This window comes from Citrobacter sp. XT1-2-2, from assembly GCF_023516235.1.
Classification (GTDB): Bacteria; Pseudomonadota; Gammaproteobacteria; order Enterobacterales; family Enterobacteriaceae; genus Citrobacter; species Citrobacter werkmanii.
This window is the reverse complement of sequence record NZ_CP097324.1, coordinates 3,510,756-3,530,374: the sequence shown is the minus strand read 5'-3', so window position 1 is coordinate 3,530,374 and position 19,619 is coordinate 3,510,756. Positions and strand designations below refer to the sequence as shown.

The 19,619-nt window shown below is 55.9% G+C and carries 15 protein-coding genes; 10 read left to right on the top strand and 5 right to left on the bottom strand.

Features of this window, described 5'->3' with window-relative positions:
- Positions 1 to 29: 29 nt before the first annotated feature.
- A complete protein-coding gene (locus M4I31_RS16950) occupies positions 30 to 2,303 on the bottom strand; it encodes a TonB-dependent siderophore receptor (protein ID WP_069323126.1) in 2,274 nt (757 codons plus the stop codon).
- 253 nt (positions 2,304 to 2,556) lie between these two features.
- On the opposite strand from M4I31_RS16950, the gene fes reads away from it, so the two are divergent.
- From fes to wzz(fepE), 4 genes are all read left to right on the top strand, one after another.
- Positions 2,557 to 3,774 (top strand): enterochelin esterase, encoded by a 1,218-nt coding sequence (gene fes, locus M4I31_RS16945; protein WP_085047552.1) that lies wholly within the window; start codon positions 2,557 to 2,559, stop codon positions 3,772 to 3,774.
- Positions 3,775 to 3,804: 30 nt separating this feature from the next.
- Entirely contained in the window at positions 3,805 to 4,023 is a 219-nt protein-coding gene (locus M4I31_RS16940; RefSeq protein WP_038638608.1) for an MbtH family protein, read from the top strand.
- Complete coding sequence (gene entF, locus M4I31_RS16935; protein WP_085047551.1) at positions 4,020 to 7,910, top strand: enterobactin non-ribosomal peptide synthetase EntF; 3,891 nt, start codon at positions 4,020 to 4,022, stop codon at positions 7,908 to 7,910. The genes M4I31_RS16940 and entF overlap by 4 nt, the downstream gene beginning before the upstream one ends.
- Before the next feature lie 227 nt (positions 7,911 to 8,137).
- A complete protein-coding gene (wzz(fepE), locus tag M4I31_RS16930) occupies positions 8,138 to 9,271 on the top strand; it encodes an LPS O-antigen length regulator Wzz(fepE) (RefSeq protein WP_085047550.1) in 1,134 nt (377 codons plus the stop codon).
- Between the two features lie 45 nt (positions 9,272 to 9,316).
- Here wzz(fepE) and fepC read toward each other — a convergent pair whose 3' ends face one another.
- Genes fepC through fepD form a run of 3 tightly spaced genes read right to left on the bottom strand, consistent with a single transcriptional unit; the run spans position 9,317 to position 12,107 of the window.
- A complete protein-coding gene (fepC, locus tag M4I31_RS16925) occupies positions 9,317 to 10,114 on the bottom strand; it encodes an iron-enterobactin ABC transporter ATP-binding protein (protein ID WP_038638617.1) in 798 nt (265 codons plus the stop codon).
- Complete coding sequence (gene fepG, locus M4I31_RS16920; RefSeq protein ID WP_085047549.1) at positions 10,111 to 11,103, bottom strand: iron-enterobactin ABC transporter permease; 993 nt, start codon at positions 11,101 to 11,103, stop codon at positions 10,111 to 10,113. Before fepG ends, fepC begins: the two co-directional genes overlap by 4 nt.
- Positions 11,100 to 12,107, bottom strand: a complete 1,008-nt coding sequence (gene fepD / locus M4I31_RS16915) for a Fe(3+)-siderophore ABC transporter permease (protein WP_085047548.1) — start codon at positions 12,105 to 12,107, stop codon at positions 11,100 to 11,102. Before fepD ends, fepG begins: the two co-directional genes overlap by 4 nt.
- A gap of 109 nt (positions 12,108 to 12,216) precedes the next feature.
- Between fepD and entS the strand changes: the two genes are divergently transcribed.
- On the top strand, positions 12,217 to 13,452 hold the full coding sequence (gene entS / locus M4I31_RS16910) for an enterobactin transporter EntS (RefSeq protein ID WP_069323130.1): 1,236 nt from the start codon (positions 12,217 to 12,219) through the stop codon (positions 13,450 to 13,452).
- 39 nt (positions 13,453 to 13,491) lie between these two features.
- Here the strand turns inward: entS and fepB are convergent, their stop codons facing one another.
- Positions 13,492 to 14,448: a Fe2+-enterobactin ABC transporter substrate-binding protein gene (fepB, locus tag M4I31_RS16905; protein WP_085047547.1), complete on the bottom strand. Its 957-nt coding sequence runs from the start codon at positions 14,446 to 14,448 to the stop codon at positions 13,492 to 13,494.
- 187 nt (positions 14,449 to 14,635) lie between these two features.
- Between fepB and entC the strand changes: the two genes are divergently transcribed.
- Genes entC through entH form a run of 5 tightly spaced genes read left to right on the top strand, consistent with a single transcriptional unit; the run spans position 14,636 to position 19,473 of the window.
- On the top strand, positions 14,636 to 15,811 hold the full coding sequence (gene entC / locus M4I31_RS16900; protein ID WP_085047546.1) for an isochorismate synthase EntC: 1,176 nt from the start codon (positions 14,636 to 14,638) through the stop codon (positions 15,809 to 15,811).
- Positions 15,812 to 15,820: 9 nt separating this feature from the next.
- On the top strand, positions 15,821 to 17,431 hold the full coding sequence (gene entE / locus M4I31_RS16895; RefSeq protein ID WP_085047545.1) for a (2,3-dihydroxybenzoyl)adenylate synthase EntE: 1,611 nt from the start codon (positions 15,821 to 15,823) through the stop codon (positions 17,429 to 17,431).
- Positions 17,432 to 17,444: 13 nt separating this feature from the next.
- Complete coding sequence (locus M4I31_RS16890) at positions 17,445 to 18,302, top strand: isochorismatase (RefSeq protein ID WP_085047544.1); 858 nt, start codon at positions 17,445 to 17,447, stop codon at positions 18,300 to 18,302.
- A complete protein-coding gene (entA, locus tag M4I31_RS16885) occupies positions 18,302 to 19,057 on the top strand; it encodes a 2,3-dihydro-2,3-dihydroxybenzoate dehydrogenase EntA (RefSeq protein WP_085047543.1) in 756 nt (251 codons plus the stop codon). Before M4I31_RS16890 ends, entA begins: the two co-directional genes overlap by 1 nt.
- A 2-nt stretch (positions 19,058 to 19,059) precedes the next feature.
- A complete protein-coding gene (entH, locus tag M4I31_RS16880) occupies positions 19,060 to 19,473 on the top strand; it encodes a proofreading thioesterase EntH (protein ID WP_085047763.1) in 414 nt (137 codons plus the stop codon).
- Positions 19,474 to 19,619 lie beyond the last annotated feature (146 nt).

Sequence of the window (19,619 nt, the reverse complement as noted above, 5' to 3'; positions counted from 1 at the left end):
CCCCGCAGGGAGGAGAGGGGGAAACGTTATCAGAAGTGTGTGTTAACGCTCATGAACCACGTCCGGCCTGGTTCGTTATAGGTGTTCGCGCCCGCGCCCGCCATATAGTTTCCGGTCACAATATCGCCCGTGGTCTGGGCATTACCTTCACGCCATAAACGCTTGTCAAAGACGTTATCCACGCCGCCGGTCAGGCTGACGTTTTTCGTCACATCCCAGGTCGCGCTCAGGCCGACGATGCTGTACGGGCTGACTTCACTCGCCGAACTGCCGGTTACCGGTTTGCCCTGGTAATCATATTTTTTCGGCTGCTGTTTACCGTACCAGGTGAAGGTGGATTGCAGCGACAAATCTTCGCGTGCCTGCCAGCTCAGGGTCGAGTTCAGCGTGTACTCAGGAATAATCGACAGGCGTTCGCCGGTCTCTTTATTCTTACTTTGCAGCATGTAAGTGATGTTGTTGGTCCAGGTAACGGTTTCGCTAACCGGCACGTTCAGCGTACCTTCCAGACCCTCAACCACCGCTTTAGGAATGTTTTCCCACTGATAGATATCGGTGTAAGTCGTCTTCCCTTTGCTGGTGATGGACGTTCTGTCGAACGGTACCGTCCCCGCTTCAATCTTGTTGCGGTAATCGTTGCGGAACCAGGTTACCCCGGCCAGCCAGCCGTCACGCTTAAACTCAAGACCAATCTCTTTGTTGATACTGGTTTCGGCCTTCAGATCGTCGTTGCCCATCATGTAGCAACCGATGCCGGTGGCGGAGCCAGTGGCGTAGCAACCCTGGCCTTTACTGTAGAGAATATAATTCGGGTTGAGCTGATACAGGCTTGGCGCTTTATAGGCGCGCGCAATCCCCATCTTCAGGGTGAAGTCATCGCCCAGACCTTGTGACAGGTTCAGAGATGGGCTCCAGTTATCGCCGACGATACTGTGGTGATCGAAACGCAGACCCGGCGTCAGCATGGTGCTGTCGGTCAGTTCCATGTTGTTTTCAGCAAACAGAGAGAAAATTTCCGCATCGGAGTACGGGCTGCGGTTGGTGCTGCTGTAACCTGGGATATCACCGCCCATAAAGGTCTGCGAATTGGAGAGCATATCCTTCATGCGCTGCTGGTTCCACTCGGTACCGAGCGTCAGGTTTTGGTTGACCAGCAGGTCCAGTGGAATGCTGATTTCACTGTGCAGCATGACGTCATTCAGGTCGGCATCGACATATTTTTGTGACGCATTCGGGTCAAAGATCCCCTCGGTTCCTCCCGCCAGACCTTCCGGCGTACGGGAGTTACGCGTATGTTCATATTGCACCCAGTTGCTGGTGGTAACGCCATTATCCCAGCCGCCGTTCCAGGTCAGAGAGTAGTTCTGACGATAAAGACGGTTGGTCTCTTTCCCGTAGTTATCTTTCACCAGTTGGTTGGTGTTGGTGTTTTGGGTATCGCCTGCGTACAGGTTGCCCTGGCGGCTATAACCCGCTTCCAGTTCCAGCGACTGGAGCGGGGCGAAATCCCAGCGAACTACGCCGTTAATGTCTTTATTGATAACGCCTTCACGACCGGCCGGTAAGGTATTGGCGTAGGTGCCGGTACGTTCTGACTGATGACCCTGGTTGATATCCCAGGCATCGGCCTGCGTTTTATCCAGATTACCGTACAGACGGAAGCTGAAATCCCCGCCCATTGGGCCGTTCAGGCTAAAGTTGGTACGTTTGGTCGAGCCTTCGTCTTTGTGTTCCGGGGCATTGAAATAGGTATCCCACGAACCGTGCCATTCATTGCTGCCTTTTTTGGTGATGATATTCACCACGCCGCCCGCAGCTCCGTTGCCGTAACGTGCTGCGGCAGGACCACGCAGCACTTCAATACGCTCGATCATTTCCGGTGGCACCCAGGCGGTATCGCCACGGGTATCACGCTCGCCGCGCCAGCCCTGACGCACGGAGTTACGGCTGGTCACCGGCTTACCGTCGATCAGAATCAGGGTGTTTTCTGGACCCATACCACGAATATCAATCTGACGGTTGTTACCGCGCTGGCCGCTGGTTGAGTTGCCGGTCAGGTTAACGCCAGGCATGGTACGGATGATTTCCGCAACATCGCGCGCGGGAGGATTTTTACGGATTTCATCCGCGGTGATGGTTGAAACACCCGGCGCCTGCAGGTTTTGCTGCGCGGCGGTAACGACGATGGTGTCTTCATGAGAGACAGCGGCGTTATCAGTTTGATCTTCTGCCATTGCTGGCAGTGCTACCCCGTAAATCCCTAAATTGACCAATAAGGCCAGTGAATGAATCTTGTTGTTCATTGTATGTCCTGCTGTTCTTTTAGCCACGAGTACCCATGTGCCGTGGTGCGGCATTTGGTCTGATGTCGCCCGCATCCGCGTAAACCCTCCGTTCCAGAAAAAGTACGCAGCGCCAGGTCGGTTTATAAGTGGTGAAAAACTGTGCGCGCTTCCCACAGCGCGACAATACGCTATTGCAAATGCAAATAGTTATCAATAATATTATCAATATATTTCACACTAGATCATAAAAATTCACAGTAAACATGGGGTTATGGCGGTGACGACGTTAAAGACGGGAAGCGAAGCGTGGTGGCAGTCGAAAAAAGGCCCGGAGTGGGAGCGTGAAGAGAACGGAAATTATCGGGTAACCTTCTGGTGGCGTGACCCGCAGGGAACGGAAAAAGAGTCAGCCATTCGTCGTGTGTGGGTCTATATCACCGGCGTCACCGACCATCATCAAAATGTCCCCCCTCAGTCGATGCAACGCATTAACGGTACAAATGTTTGGTGCTGGAGTGTTTCCCTCAGCGCCAACTGGCGCGGTAGCTACTGCTTCATTCCCACCGCGCGGGATGACATTTTTGCCGCGCTGGCGGTGGACGAAACGCCTGACCGAAACGTGCTGCGTGAAGGCTGGCGACAATTGTTACCGCAGGCGATTGCCGATCCTCTCAATCCGCAGAGCTGGCGGGGAGGTCGTGGCCATGCGGTGTCAGCGCTCGAAATGCCAGACGCTCCCGTACAGCCCGGCTGGGATCAGCCCGCGGCTCCCGATTGCCCCGCAGTTTGCCTGCAATGGCACAGCGCCAGGCTTTGCAATACGCGTCGCGTATGGGTATTTACCACCGGTGACGACCAACCAGAAGCACGTCCGCTGGCTATCCTGCTGGACGGTCAGTTTTGGGCGCAAAGTATGCCGGTGTGGCCTGCGCTGGCTTCGCTCACGCACCGCGGAGATCTCCCTCCCGCCGTATATCTCCTGATTGACGCTATCGACACATCTCATCGTAGCCGCGAACTGCCGTGTAACGCCGATTTTTGGTTGGCGGTACAGCAGGAGCTTTTGCCGCTGGTGAAGACGACCACTGCGTTCAGTGACGATCCGCAGCGCACGGTGGTTGCCGGACAAAGTTTTGGCGGGTTGTCTGCGCTGTATGCCGGGCTGAACTGGCCCGCGCGCTTTGGCTGTGTGCTCAGCCAGTCCGGTTCTTTCTGGTGGCCGCATCGCGGCGGTCATCAGGATGGGGCGATTGTTGAACAACTGAAGAGCGGCAAGATCAGTGTTCAGGGGCTGCGTATCGTTCTGGAGGCCGGGATCCGCGAGCCGATAATTTTTCGTGCCAATCAGGCGCTATATGCCCAATTACCCTCTGCACCACAATCTATTTTCTGGCGTCAGGTTGATGGCGGACACGATGCGCTTTGTTGGCGCGGTGGCCTGATGCAAGGGCTAATGACGCTCTGGCAGCCGCTTTCCGAGACGATTTAACCGGACGATGTTCCACGACAGGAGTTGAGTATGGAGTTCAGTAACCCCTTCGATAATCCGCAGGGCCAGTTTTACATTCTGCAAAACCCACAGCGTCAGTTTAGCCTCTGGCCGCAGCAGTGCTCACTTCCTGCTGGCTGGCAAGTCGCGTGCGAACCGCAATCGCAGGAAGCCTGCCAGCAATGGCTGGATGCAAACTGGACCACGCTGACGCCAGCAAACTACATTGATGTGCAGGAGGCTCAATGACTCAGCGTTTACCGTTAGTCGCGGCTCAGCCGGGGATCTGGATGGCGGAAAAACTCTCCACCTTGCCCTCGGCGTGGAGCGTGGCGCACTACGTAGAATTAACCGGTGAACTGAACGCGCCGTTGCTGGCAAAGGCAATCGTTGCCGGTCTGGAGCAGGCTGATACTCTGCGGATGCGGTTTAGCGAAGATAACGGCGAGGTCTGGCAATGGGTTGATCCTGCGCTCACCTTCGCGGAACCTGAAATTTTCGACCTGCGCGAAAAATCTCACCCACATGAAGCAGCCCGCGCACTGATGCAGACCGATCTGCAACAGGACTTACGCGCTGATGGCCATAAACCGTTGGTTTTCCATCAGCTCATTCAGGTAGGTGATAACCGCTGGTACTGGTATCAGCGTTACCATCATCTGCTGGTTGATGGCTTCAGCTTTCCCGCCATTACCCGCCAGATAGCCGCCATTTACTGCGCATGGCAGAGTGGCGAACCCACGCCGGATTCTCCTTTTACGCCGTTTGCCGAGGTCGTGGAAGAGTATCAACAGTATCGTCAAAGCGATGCCTGGCAACGTGATGCTACTTTCTGGACCGAGCAGCGTAAACAGTTACCGCCCCCGGCGTCGTTGTCGAACAAACCGTTGCCGGGGCGCTCGGCCAGTGCCGATATTATTCGTCTGAAGCTCACCGCGCCTGAAGGCGCGTTCCGCCAGCTTGCAGCACGTATGCCTGATGTGCAGCGTGCGGATCTGGCCCTCGCGCTGGTAGCGTTGTGGCTGGGACGTTTATGCAGCCGAATGGATTATGCCGCCGGATTTATCTTTATGCGGCGTATGGGATCGGCGGCACTCACGTCCACCGGACCGGTTTTAAACGTTTTGCCCTTTGGCGTGAGGCTGGATGCGGCAGAAAGCTTGCCTGCGCTGGCACAGCGGTTGGCAGGGCAGTTGAAGAAAATGCGCCGACATCAGCGTTATGACGCTGAACAAATTGTGCGCGACAGCGGGCGTGCAGCCGGTACCGAGCCGCTGTTTGGCCCGGTGCTGAACGTGAAAATATTCGATTATCAGCTAAATATTCCCGGCGTTCAGGCGCAGACCCATACCCTGGCGACAGGCCCGGTCAACGATCTTGAGCTGGCGCTATTCCCGGATGAAAACGGTGGGCTGAGTATTGAAATCCTCGCCAATAAACAGCGTTATGATGCCGCGACACTGGCGCAACACGCATCGCGTTTAACCGCGCTTATCGAACAGTTTGCCGACAATCCGGCGCTATGCTGTGGTGAGGCCGGGATGCTGTTGCCAGCGGAGTATGAGCAACTGGCGAAGATTAACGACACGACCGTGGAGATCCCGGCCACGACGCTGAGCGCGCTAGTGGCACAGCAGGCCGATAAAACACCGGATGCCCCGGCGCTGGCCGATGCTCGTTATCAGTTTAGTTATCGTGAAATGCGCCAGCAGGTTGTGGCGCTGGCGCAGCTACTGCGCGCGCGGGGCGTACAGCCAGGTGACAGCGTTGCCGTGGCATTACCGCGTTCAGTATTCTTGACGCTGGCGCTGCACGGTATTGTTGAAGCCGGAGCCGCCTGGCTGCCATTGGATACCGGATACCCGGACGATCGCCTGCGGATGATGCTCGAAGATGCAAAGCCAAAATTAGTGATCGCCACCGATGATCAACTGGCGCGCTTTGGCGATATCCCGGGGCTGGAAAGTCTGTGCTACAACGCGCCGCTGCCAGCGGGAGATACCGCGCCGTTGGCCCTCTCTCAACCGCATCAAACGGCCTATATCATTTTTACTTCCGGTTCTACCGGCAGACCCAAAGGGGTGATGGTCGGGCAAACGGCGATCGTCAATCGCCTGTTATGGATGCAAAATCACTATCCGCTGACGGCAGAGGATGTGGTGGCGCAAAAAACACCATGCAGTTTTGATGTCTCGGTGTGGGAATTTTTCTGGCCGTTTATTGCCGGCGCAAAATTGGTGATGGCGGAGCCCGAGGCGCACCGCGATCCGCTGGCGATGCAGCAATTCTTCGCCCAATACGGGGTGACGACCACTCACTTTGTTCCTTCCATGCTGGCTGCTTTTATTGCGTCATTGACGCCAGAAACTGCGCAGAAAAGTTGTGCTTCGCTGAAGCAGGTATTCTGCAGCGGCGAAGCCTTGCCTGCAGATTTATGTCGTGAGTGGGAACAGTTAACCCATGCGCCGTTGCACAATTTGTACGGACCAACTGAAGCGGCGGTTGATGTGAGCTGGTATCCGGCCTGGGGGGAAGCGCTCGCCGCCGTAACCGGCAACAGCGTGCCGATTGGTTATCCGGTATGGAACACCGGTTTGCGGATCCTCGATGCCATGATGCGTCCGGTGCCCTTCGGCGTAGCGGGTGATCTATACCTGACGGGGATCCAACTGGCGCAGGGTTATCTGGGACGAGCGGATCTGACGGCAAGCCGCTTTATCGCCGATCCGTTCAATGCCGGTGAACGCATGTACCGTACCGGGGATGTGGCCCGCTGGCTGGAAAATGGCGCGGTGGAATACCTGGGGCGCAGCGATGACCAGCTTAAAATTCGCGGACAGCGTATTGAACTGGGGGAAATTGATCGGGTGATGCAGCAACTGCCCGACGTCGAGCATGCTGTTGCCCATGCCTGCGTATTTAATCAGGCAGCGGCGACCGGCGGCGATGCGCGTCAACTGGTGGGGTATCTGGTGTCGCAATCGGGTTTACCGCTGGACACCTCTGCATTGCGGGAGTGTCTGCGCGAAAAACTGCCAGCGCATATGGTGCCGACGGTATTGCTGCAACTGGCGGAGCTGCCGCTCAGCGCGAACGGTAAATTGGATCGTAAAGCGTTACCGATGCCTCAGCTAACGTCACGCACAACGGGACGTGCGCCGCGCCTTGGGATCGAAACCACCATTGCGCACTCTTTTGCGGCCTTGCTGGATTGTGAGGTCAATGATGTGGAGGCAGATTTCTTCGCGCTGGGCGGACATTCTCTGCTGGCGATGAAGCTGGCGGCGCAATTGAGTCGTATGTTTGAACGACAGGTGACGCCAGGTCAGATTATGGTGGCTTCTACCGTTGAACAACTCAGCGCATTGCTGGAGAGTGATGATGATGAACAGTCGCAGCATCTGGGGTTTGAGACGCTGCTGCCGCTGCGTGAAAGTCACGGCCCAACGCTGTTTTGCTTCCATCCCGCGTCGGGTTTTGCCTGGCAGTTTAGCGTGCTGTCGCGTTACCTCAGCCCGCAGTGGTCGATTACAGGCATTCAGTCGCCGCGACCGGATGGACCCATGCAAACGGCGGAAAACCTCGATGCGGTATGTGACCATCATCTGGCAACGCTGCTTAACCAGCAGCCTCACGGTCCATACTATTTATTAGGTTACTCGCTGGGGGGGACGCTGGCGCAGGGGATTGCCGCGCGTTTACACGCCCGGGGGGAGGATGTTGCCTTCCTGGGGCTGCTGGATACCTGGCCGCCTGAAACGCAAAATTGGCAGGAAAAAGAGGCCAATGGCTTGGATCCTGCCGTACTGGCGGAGATCGAGCGTGAACGTGAAGCGTTCCTGGCTGCACAGCAGGGGAATGCGTCTGACGCGTTATTCAACGCTATCGAAGGCAATTATGCGGATGCGGTTCGCCTGTTAACCACAGCCCACAGCGTAGCTTTTGCGGGTCACGCTACGTTGTTCGTGGCTGAACGCACATTACCGCAGGACGTTAGCCCTGAACGTAGTTGGTCACCGTGGATATCCAGTCTGGAGGTTTATCGTCACGACTGCGCGCATGTCGACATCATTTCTCCCACCGCGTTTGTGACGATAGGGCCTGTAATCAATGCGTTGATTAATCAATCTGCGTAACAAAGTCACTTTTGCTATTACGGCAATCGAACAACTCCATAATGCAATGTCATGTTGTGGAGTTGTTGCTTTGGTGTGGAATTGGGTGGCGAAGGGAGTGAATAAATTCCGAAGATAATTTTTGGTAGGGGCGGATGCGTAAAGAAAGTTTCAGATAATTCTGACTAGCTGGTAGACTTCTCCCACGGGAGTGTTTTTCTTTTGGGAAAGTTTTCAGGTCACGCAACATGTCATCATTGAATATTAAGCAAGACAACGTTTCAGAATTTACTGCTTATCCTCAGCCTACGGTAAACGCCAACGAAATTGATTTAATTAACCTGGTCGAAATCTTATGGCGCGCCAGGACGAAAATTGTGGCTACCGTTTTCGCTTTTGCCTGCGTGGGTATTCTGGTCTCTTTCCTGCTGCCGCAAAAATGGACCAGTCAGGCCATCGTGACGCCGGCAGAACCCGTTCAGTGGCAGGATCTCGAGAATACGTTGACCAAATTGCGCGTACTGGATATGGATATTAACGTCAGCCGCAGTGATGTGTTTAACCTGTTTATCAAAAAATTCCAGTCGCCCTCATTGTTAGAAAATTATCTGCGATCTTCACCCTATGTGATGGATCAATTGAAAGGCGCTGATATTGACGAAATGGACCTGCACCGCGCAATCGTCAGGCTCAGTGAAAAAATGACCGCGGTTGACAGCAATGTGGGAAAAAAGAATGAGACCTCGCTGTATACCTCATGGACGCTGAGCTTTACCGCCCCTCAGGCCGAAGAAGCCCAGTCTGTGCTACAGGGTTATATCCATTATATTTCTTCTATTGTTGAGAAAGAAACGCTGGAAGATATTCGCAATAAACTGTTCATCAAAACCAGTTATGAAAAAGAAAGACTGGCGATGGATCGCGTCAGGCTCAAAAACCAGATGGAAGCAAATATTCAGCGCCTCAACTACTCCCTGGAGATTGCGAATGCCGCCGGGATTAAAAAGCCGGTCTACAGTAATGGCCAGGCGGTGAAAGATGATCCTGATTTCTCTATTTCACTGGGCGCTGATGGTATCTCGCGTAAATTAGAAATTGAAAAATCAGTAACAGATGTTGCGGAAATTAACGGAGAATTACGTAACCGCCAATATCACGTTGATCAACTGTTAGCCATGAACGTGAGCGACGTAAAATTTACGCCGTTTAAATATCAGCTTTCACCTTCGCTGCCGGTGAAAAAAGATGGTCCGGCTAAATCGATGATCGTTATTCTGGCTGCGTTACTGGGTGGTATGGTGGCCTGTGGCGGCGTTCTGCTGAACTACGCCATGGTGTCGCGTAAGCAAAAAATGGCGTTTATCGATCAGCAACTGGTGTGATTAATTGCCGTATGGCGGCAGGCAGCCGCCATACGTTAACTCTCGCTATTTGTTACGCCCTAGCGGTACGACTAACGGCGTGCCGGCAACCGGATCGTCGATAATCATACAGCGTAATCCATAGATTTTTTCGATAAGCTCCGCCGTAACTATCTCCTTCGGCGCCCCCTCGGCAATAATTTTTCCGTCACGCAGCGCAATCAGGTGCGTTGCATAGCGACAGGCCTGATTGAGGTCGTGCAGAACGGCGGCCAGCGTATAACCCTTCTCCCGGTTTAGCTCACTGAGCAGCTCCAGCAGATCAATCTGATGACTGATATCCAGCCAGGTGGTGGGTTCATCGAGCAACATAATCGATGTTTCCTGCGCCAGCACCATTGCAATCCATGCGCGCTGGCGTTGTCCGCCGGAAAGCGTATCTACACTTTGCGCCGCCAGATGGGTGATCCCTGTGGCCTGCATCGCTGTGTTTACCGCGATTTCATCTTCTTGCCGCCAGCGGGTAAACAGCGGCTGATGTGGGTAACGCCCGCGAGCAACCAGCTCCTGTACGGTAATATCACCCGGCGTGGTGGCGTTTTGCGCCAGCAAACCTATTCTGCGTGCGACCTCTTTGCTGGCATAGTGCTGAATATGCTCACCGTCGAGCCAAACCTTGCCGTGGGCGGGCGTCATCAGACGACTCAGTGTGCGCAGTAGCGTTGATTTCCCGCAGCCGTTTGGCCCAATAATCGCGGTAAAGTGACCGTCGGGAATCGACACATTGAGATTTTCCGCGACGGTAAACTTGCCATAACCCAGCGTTAACTGGTCGCCGCGCAAACGGGCAACTGATTCGATCATTTTTTGCGGGACTCCTGAATTAACAAGACGATAAGATAAATACCGCCGAGGCTTACGGTGACAACGCCCACCGGAAGCTGATAAGGCATAAACAGCTGTTGGGCGCATAAATCCGCCATCAGCAGCAGCAGCGCGCCGCATAGCGCTGACAGGGTTAATCCCCAGCGGGATGTGCCGCTAAGTCGACGCGCAATATGGGGGGCGACGAGAGCAATAAAGGAAATTGGACCTGCCAGCGCGGTGGCGGCGGCGGTCAGTACCACGGCGACCAGCATCATCATCAGACGCGAACGCTCAACGCTGACGCCTAGCGCACAGGCGCTGTCGTCACCCATTTCCAGTAAACGCATCCGGCGCACCAGCAGTGTGGCGCACACCAGCATCACAATAATCAGCGGGGCAGAAGGCCAGGTCTTGGCCCAGGTCAGGCCATTGAGCGAGCCGGCGTTCCACAGTCCGGCCGTTAATGCGGTTTCTAATGACGCTTTCAGCAGCAGCCAGGTGTTGAACGCCACCAGCATAGCGCGTATGCCGATACCGATAATAATCAGCCGGAAGGTGTCGATGCCGTTGCGCCAGGCGAGCGCCCAGACCACCAGTGAAGTCAGGATCCCACCCAGCATAGCCGCCAGCGCGATAGCGGTGAGATGCTGTCCAAACAGCACCATTGCCACCAGTACACCACTCCAGGCACCGGTATTGAAACCCATCACATCCGGGCTGCCCAGCGGGTTGCGCATCAGCGACTGAAATATTGCGCCGCTCACGCCGAGCGCCGCGCCAATCAATAACGCCATGAGCACGCGCGGCAAACGCCATTCGGTGACCACCAGCGTGATACTGCGCGGCGCATCGCCGAACAGAGCGGCAATAATTTGCTGAGTTTCCAGCGTAACGACGCCGCTACGCAGGCTCCACAAGCCAACGGCGAGACAGCCTACAACCAGCAGCAGGCTGCTGATGACCAGACGACGGGAGAGGTGCATCATGCGCCACCCCCGCGCGATTTACGGCGAACCAGAAAGATGAGCACCGGCGCGCCGATAAATGCGCTGACTACCGAAACACGCAGTTCGCCGGGGACAATCAGGCGACCAATGATATCGGCAATTAACAGCAGAGAGGGGGTTGCCAGCAGGGTGACGGGCAATGACCAGCGGTGATCCGCCCCCACCAGCCAGCGCGCCATATGCGGCATCATCAGGCCGATAAAGGCGATAGGACCGACAATTGCGGTCGCGCTGCCGCACAGTACGGTAATCACCAGCAGGCCAATAAACTGCGTGCGGGCGACTTTACTGCCCAGCGCGGTAGCAGTGTCGCTACCAAGACTCAGGCTATTCAGGGCGCGGCTGAGAAACAATGCGGCAGCCGCGGCAATCAATATCGGCACCAGCACCACCTTCAGCGTTTGCAGGCTGCGGATATCCAGCGAACCGGCCTGCCAGAATCGCAACTGATCGTAGACGTCCGGGTTGAGTAGGGCGATGCCGGTGGATAGCCCCTCGAGTACTGCACCCAGCGCAACGCCCGCCAGCGTCAGTCGTACCGGACTGAGCTGCCCGCCGCCCTGGCTACCGGTAAACGCTACAATCAGCGAGGCGATCAGCGCCCCGGAAAAAGCCATCAGCAATTGTTCCTGTGGGGAAGAGAAACCGAACAGCGACGCGCCCAGCACGATGGCGAAGCTGGCGCCAGAATTAACGCCAAGGATCCCCGGATCGGCGAGCGGGTTACGCGTGAGCGTTTGCATTAAGGCGCCCGCCAGACCCAGCGCGCCGCCGGCGAGCAGTCCTGCCAGCGTGCGTGGCAGTCGCGCGTCCAGCACAATGGTGCAATCCGCGCTTTGGCAACTGCCGATGAGTGCATCCAGCACCACGGATGCAGGTAGCGATTTTGCGCCAATGACCAGACTTAATACCGTGGTGAGAACAAGTAATAACAATAGTCCGGGCACGGCGAAAGCGCGTGTCGCGGAAACAGAGCATGACATATCAACTTCCCTGATAATGATAGTAATTATCGTTATCGATCTTATTTGGATATGTTAGCATGTGCAGCCATCGAATGGATATTGAAAAAGTACCTGGTAAGGCTCTGTAATGAATCGACAATCCTGGCTGCTTAATCTCAGCCTGTTAAAAACCCACCCTGCATTTCGCGCCGTCTTCCTCGCTCGTTTTATTTCCATTGTCTCTTTGGGGCTACTCGGTGTGGCGGTTCCGGTACAGATCCAGATGATGACCCAGTCAACCTGGCAAGTGGGTTTATCGGTGACATTGACCGGTAGCGCAATGTTTATTGGCCTGATGGTTGGCGGCGTACTGGCCGACCGCTATGAGCGTAAAAAAGTGATCCTGTTGGCGCGTGGAACCTGTGGCGTCGGCTTTATTGGTTTGTGTCTGAATGCGCTGCTGCCCGAACCGTCGTTACTGGCGATTTATCTGCTTGGCTTATGGGACGGTTTCTTTGCCTCGCTGGGCGTGACGGCTTTGCTGGCAGCAACGCCGGCGTTGGTCGGGAGGGAGAATTTGATGCAGGCCGGGGCGATTACCATGCTGACGGTGCGTTTGGGTTCGGTCATTTCGCCGATGCTTGGTGGGGTACTGCTGGCGACCGGTGGCGTGGCCTGGAACTACGGCCTGGCGGCAGCAGGCACGTTCATAACCTTACTGCCTTTATTGAGCCTTCCCGCGTTACCTCCACCGCCGCAGCCGCGCGAGCATCCGCTGAAATCGCTGCTGGCAGCATTTCGCTTTTTGCTCGCCAGTCCGCTGATTGGCGGCATTGCGCTGCTCGGCGGCCTGTTGACCATGGCGAGCGCCGTGCGGGTGCTGTATCCGGCGCTGGCGATTAACTGGCAGATGTCGAGCGCGCAAATTGGTTTGTTGTATGCGGCCATTCCTCTTGGCGCGGCGGTGGGCGCTTTGACCAGCGGACAGCTGGCGCACAGCGTTCGTCCGGGATTGATCATGCTGGGTTCTACCGTGGCTTCATTCCTGGCTATCGGTCTGTTTGGGTTGATGCCGGTCTGGGAGCTTGGGGTTGTCTGCCTGGCGCTGTTCGGTTGGTTAAGTGCGGTTAGCTCTTTGTTGCAGTACACCCTGTTACAGACGCAGACGCCAGAAGCGATGCTCGGGCGAATTAACGGTTTGTGGACGGCGCAGAACGTCACCGGGGACGCGATTGGCGCGGCGTTGTTAGGTGGTTTGGGTGCGATGATGACGCCGGTCGCCTCGGCAAGCGTAAGTGGATTTGGGCTGGTGATTGTCGGTCTGCTACTGCTGTTGTTGCTGGGGGAATTACGTCGATTCCGGCAAATGCCTGTGAATACCTGACGGGCCGGATAGGGCGTTAGCCGCATCCGGCGCTGGCGATTAAAAGAGAGCTGACAGACGTTGCAACAGCAGCGTCGCGCTGTAGTAGTCGAGACGGAAGGTTTCCGTGCCCAGGGCGTAAACACGTTTATTTTGCACGGCTGGCAGATGCGCCAGAAGCGGATTGGCATAAATGGCGTCGGCATCTTTGCTGTCGCCAGCAAACAGGAACAGCGCTTCGCCGTTCAGGCCAGCCGCCAGATTTTCACCGCCAAGCTGGATGATATCGTGGCGTTTGCCCTGGCTCTGGCTGGTGTGCAAACCGGCAGGTAGCGGCGCCAGCGTGAAGCCTAACTGTTCCATCAGCTTGCCCTGTGCCGACTCAGGCGTCCAAAGATTGGCGCTGTGCGCCGCAGCGGTATAGACCAGCGCGTTGACCGGCTGTGGCGGTAGGGTGATCCGTTGCTTAACCGCTTGCAGTTGCTTATCAAATTCGGCAATTCGCGCGGCTGCCTGCGTCTCCTGACCGGTAATTTCACCCAGTTGCGTCAGCAGCGTCTGCCAGCTTTTGTCGTCGTAGTTGATGATAAGCGTGGGCGCAATGGTGGACAACTGATCGTATAGCGCGAGGGCGGAGTCGCCGCCGGTGGCGCTTACCAGAATCAGATCCGGCATTTGTGCCGCGACGGCTTCCGCACTTGGTTCGCCGATGTACAGACGGCTGAGTTTGCGTTCCCTGGCCACGTCGCTCCATTGACGTAAAAAGCCCTGCGCATCGCCAATGCGGTTGTTCGGCGTGGTGGCGCCGCTGGCGATGACCGGGGCATCAATCGCCAGCAGCGAGCCGGTAAGGGTGACGCTGGTGGAGACAATGCGCTGCGGCTTATGCTCCAGCGTATGCGTGCCACGGCTGTCGGTGATCTGACGCGGCCAGTCGGCGGCGTGACCTAAAGAAATTCCTGAAATAAACAAACCAGTCAGTAAAAGCACGGTGCGACGAAAAGAGGGGAGACTCACGAATCAGCTTCCTGTTATCAGTATGGTTAATGCTTCTCATTTTCATTGTTAGCGAGCGAGGATGCAAGCCAAAGTCGCACATTGTGCTGCCACAAGAGTTGACATACAGCCGCTTTGCTTTTAGGTTAGCGACCGAAAATATAAATGATAATCATTATTAGAGCCTTTATCATTTTTGGAGGATGATATGGATATGTCACTGGCCGAGGAAAAAACGCAGACTATGCCGACGCTCGCACCCGACAGTTTTTTCTTTATGTCGCCGTATCGTAGTTTTACGACGTCAGGATGCTTCGCCCGCTATGCGGAACCGGCAATTGATGGCGATTCGCCAGACAGCCCTTTCCAACACAAAATGCACGCATTGTTTGCTGATGCCAAATCGCAGGGCATCGCTAACCCCATTATGGTCGGGGCAATTCCTTTCGATACCCGCCAGCCATCATCGCTGTTTATTCCCCTATCGTGGCAGAGCTTCTCTCGCACGGCAAAGCAGCAATCATCACGTTACTTTAACCGGCATCAGTCATTAAACGTCGTTGAGCGTAAATCGATTCCGGAACAGGACTTTTTTGAAGAGATGGTCGCCCGGGCGGCTGCGCTGACGGCCACGCCGGAAGTCGACAAAGTGGTGTTGTCACGTCTGATCGATATCACCACCGATGCCAACATTGACAGCGGTGCGCTGCTGGAGCGTCTGGTGGCGCAAAATCCGGCGAGTTACAACTTCCATGTCCCCATTGAAGACGGTGGCGTATTGCTTGGCGCCAGCCCGGAACTGCTGTTACGCAAAGAAGGCGACCATTTCAGCTCGTTGCCTTTGGCCGGCTCGGCGCGCCGTCAGCCTGATGATGTGCTGGACAGGGAAGCGGGGATCCGCCTGTTGGCGTCTGAGAAGGATCGCCATGAGCACGACCTGGTGACGCAGGCGATGAAAGCCGTGTTGCGCGATCGCAGCAGTGAATTGCAACTCCCTTCCTCTCCGCAACTGGTCACTACGCCTACGCTCTGGCACCTCGGCACGCCGTTTGAAGGAAAAGCCAACGCAGAGGAAAACGCGCTGACGCTGGCGTGCCTGTTGCATCCGACGCCTGCGCTGAGCGGTTTCCCGCATCAGGTTGCGCGCAACATTATCGCCGAGCTGGAGCCGTTCGATCGCGACTTGTTCGGCGGCATCGTCGGCTGGTGTGATGCTGAAGGTAATGGCGAATGGGTGGTGACGATCCGCTGCGCGAAGCTGCTGCGTAATCAGGTTCGTTTCTTTGCCGGTGCCGGTATTGTGCCTGCGTCTTCTCCGGTTGCGGAATGGCGTGAAACGGGAGCCAAGCTTGCCACCATGTTGAATGTTTTTGGACTGCATTAAGGAGTCATGATGAGTATTCCTTTCACCCGTTGGCCGGAGGAGTTTGCCCGCCGTTACCGTGAAAAAGGCTACTGGCAGGATTTGCCGCTGACCGACATTCTGACCCGTCACGCCGAGAGCGACCATACGGCGGTCATTGATGGTGAACGCCATCTGAGCTATCGCCAGTTGAATCAGGCGACTGACAATCTCGCCTGCAGCCTGCGTCGTCAGGGAATCAAACCCGGCGAAACCGCATTGGTACAACTGGGCAATGTGGCTGAGCTGTACATCACCTTCTTTGCGTTACTCAAGCTGGGCGTCGCTCCGGTGCTGGCGCTGTTTAGCCATCAGCGTAACGAACTCAATGCTTATGCTAAACAGATCGCACCCGCGTTACTGATCGCCGATCGCCAGCATGCGCTGTTTAGCGGGGAAGATTTTCTCAATACCTTTGTGGCTGAACACAATTCAGTGCGCGTGGTGCAACTGCGCAATGATGAAGGTGAACATAACCTGCAAATGGCGATCGACCAGCCTGCGGCTGATTTTACCGCGACGCCATCGCCTGCTGATGAAGTGGCGTACTTCCAGCTTTCTGGCGGTACCACCGGGACGCCGAAGCTTATTCCTCGTACCCATAACGATTACTACTACAGCGTGCGTCGCAGTAATGAGATCTGCCGCTTCACTAGGGAAACGCGCTATCTGTGCGCGATCCCGGCGGCGCATAACTACGCCATGAGTTCGCCTGGTTCGCTTGGCGTGTTCCTCGCTGGCGGCACGGTGGTTCTGGCGGCTGACCCGAGCGCAACCCTGTGCTTCCCGCTGATTGAACAGCATCAGGTTAACGTCACGGCGCTGGTGCCGCCGGCGGTGAGCCTGTGGCTGCAGGCGATTGCGGAGTGGGGGAGCAATGCGCAATTGGCTTCGCTGACGCTGCTGCAGGTCGGTGGGGCACGGCTTTCCGCCTCGCTTGCGGCGCGTATTCCGGCGGAGATTGGCTGCCAGTTGCAGCAGGTTTTTGGCATGGCGGAAGGGCTGGTGAACTACACCCGTCTGGACGACAGCCCTGAGCGCATCATCAATACCCAGGGCCGTCCGATGTGTCCGGATGATGAAGTCTGGGTCGCCGATGCTGATGGTAATCCCCTGTCGCAGGGCGAAACGGGCCGCCTGATGACGCGAGGTCCGTACACCTTCCGGGGTTACTTCAACAGCCCGGAGCATAATGCCAGCGCTTTTGACGCCAACGGTTTTTACTGCTCCGGCGATCTGATCGCTATCGATCAGGATGGCTATATCACCGTACAAGGGCGTGAGAAGGATCAGATCAACCGGGGGGGCGAGAAGATCGCAGCAGAAGAAATTGAAAACCTGCTGTTACGCCACCCATCGGTGATCCATGCCGCTCTGGTCAGTATGGATGACGAACTGATGGGCGAGAAAAGCTGTGCATGGCTGGTGGTGAAAGAGCCGCTGCGCGCGGTACAGGCGCGCCGTTTCCTGCGTGACCAGGGCGTGGCGGAATTCAAATTACCTGACCGTGTGGAGTGCGTTGAGTCACTCCCGCTAACCCCGGTCGGTAAAGTGGATAAAAAACAATTACGTCAGTGGCTGGCGTCACGTTCACTGGCCTGAAGGAGAAAAAGAGATGGCAATTCCTAAACTGCAGTCTTATGCACTGCCTACGGCGCTTGATGTTCCAGCCAATAAAGTCGACTGGACGTTTGAACCTGAACGCGCCGCGCTGCTGATCCACGACATGCAGGACTATTTTATCGGCTTTTGGGGGGATAACTGCCCGATGATGGCGCAAGTGGTGGCTAACATTGCCGCACTGCGTCAGTACTGCAAAGAGCATAACATTCCGGTGTATTACACCGCGCAACCCAAAGAACAGAGCGATGAAGACCGCGCCCTGCTGAATGATATGTGGGGACCGGGCCTGACGCGTTCGCCGGAACAGCAAAAAATCGTTGATGCGCTGGCTCCCGATGAGGCGGATACCATCCTGGTGAAATGGCGTTACAGCGCATTTCATCGCTCTCCGCTGGAGCAGATGCTTAAAGATACTGGCCGAAATCAACTGATTATTACCGGTGTGTATGCCCATATTGGTTGCATGACCACTGCGACTGACGCGTTCATGCGCGATATCAAGCCGTTTATGGTCGCCGATGCGTTGGCGGACTTCAGCCGTGATGAACACCTGATGTCGCTGAAATACGTGGCGGGACGTTCCGGTCGGGTGGTGATGACCCAGGAACTTTTGCCGACGCCGGTTCCGGCGAGTAAAGAGGCGCTGCGCAGCGTGATTCTGCCGCTGTTGGATGAGTCCGAGGAGCCAATGGATGACGAAAACCTGATCGACTACGGGCTGGATTCCGTGCGCATGATGGCGCTGGCGGCACGCTGGCGTAAAGTTCATGGCGATATTGATTTCGTGATGCTGGCGAAAAACCCGACCATAGACGCCTGGTGGAAGCTACTCTCCCGCGAGGTGAACTGATGGCCGGATTTGATTTTACCGGGAAAACCATCTGGGTGACCGGCGCGGGTAAAGGCATTGGCTACACTACGGCACTGGCATTTGTGAAAGCCGGCGCGCAGGTGACTGGCTTCGATCGCGAATTTCCTCAGGATAACTACCCGTTTGCGACCGAAGTGCTGAATGTGGCCGATGCCGGGCAGGTGGCTGAGGTGTGCCAGCGAGTCCTTAAAGCATGCGAGCGGCTGGATGTGTTGGTCAATGCCGCCGGTATTCTGCGCATGGGGGCCACTGACGCACTGAGCGTTGAAGAGTGGCAGCAGACGTTTGCCGTTAACGTTGGCGGCGCGTTCAATCTGTTTCAGCAGACGATGGCGCAGTTTCGTCGCCAGCAGGGCGGGGCGATCGTGACCGTCGCCTCAGATGCGGCGCACACACCGCGTATCGGCATGAGTGCTTATGGGGCGTCAAAAGCCGCGCTAAAAAGCCTGGCGCTCACCGTCGGACTGGAACTGGCGGGCAGCGGTGTGCGCTGTAATGTGGTGTCGCCAGGCTCGACCGATACTGACATGCAGCGCACGTTATGGGTCAGTGATGACGCGGAGGAGCAGCGTATTCGCGGGTTTGGCGAACAGTTTAAGCTTGGTATCCCGTTGGGGAAAATCGCCCGACCGCAGGAGATCGCCAACACCATTTTATTCATCGCCTCCGACCTTGCCAGCCACATTACGCTACAGGATATCGTGGTGGATGGCGGCTCAACGCTGGGAGCATGATGATGATCTGGAAACGCCATCTCACGCTGGATGAATTGAATGCCACCAGCCACAACACCATGGTCGCGCACTTAGGCATCCTTTATACCCGACTGGGCGATGATGTGCTGGAGGCCGAAATGCCAGTTGATACCCGCACGCATCAGCCGTTTGGTTTGCTGCACGGCGGCGCGTCGGCGGCACTGGCCGAAACATTGGGTTCAATGGCGGGTTATCTGATGACCCGCGACGGGCAGTGTGTAGTCGGTACAGAACTGAACGCCACGCACCATCGGGCGGTTTCGCAGGGCAAAGTGCGCGGCGTTTGTCAGCCGCTGCATCTTGGACGGCAGAATCAAAGCTGGGAAATCGTCATCTTTGATGAGCAAGGACGACGCTGTTGTACCTGCCGATTAGGTACTGCGGTGATGGGGTGAAGTCGCCCGACAAAGTAAAATGAAATTGCAGGGTTAACAGGTAAATGAAGTGATCTAGTTAACACTGCAATGTAAAAACTCAGTGATACTTCGGGTTTGTATGGTTGTCATGTTGTTAAATTCAGAAAAGATGTTATAGAAACAAA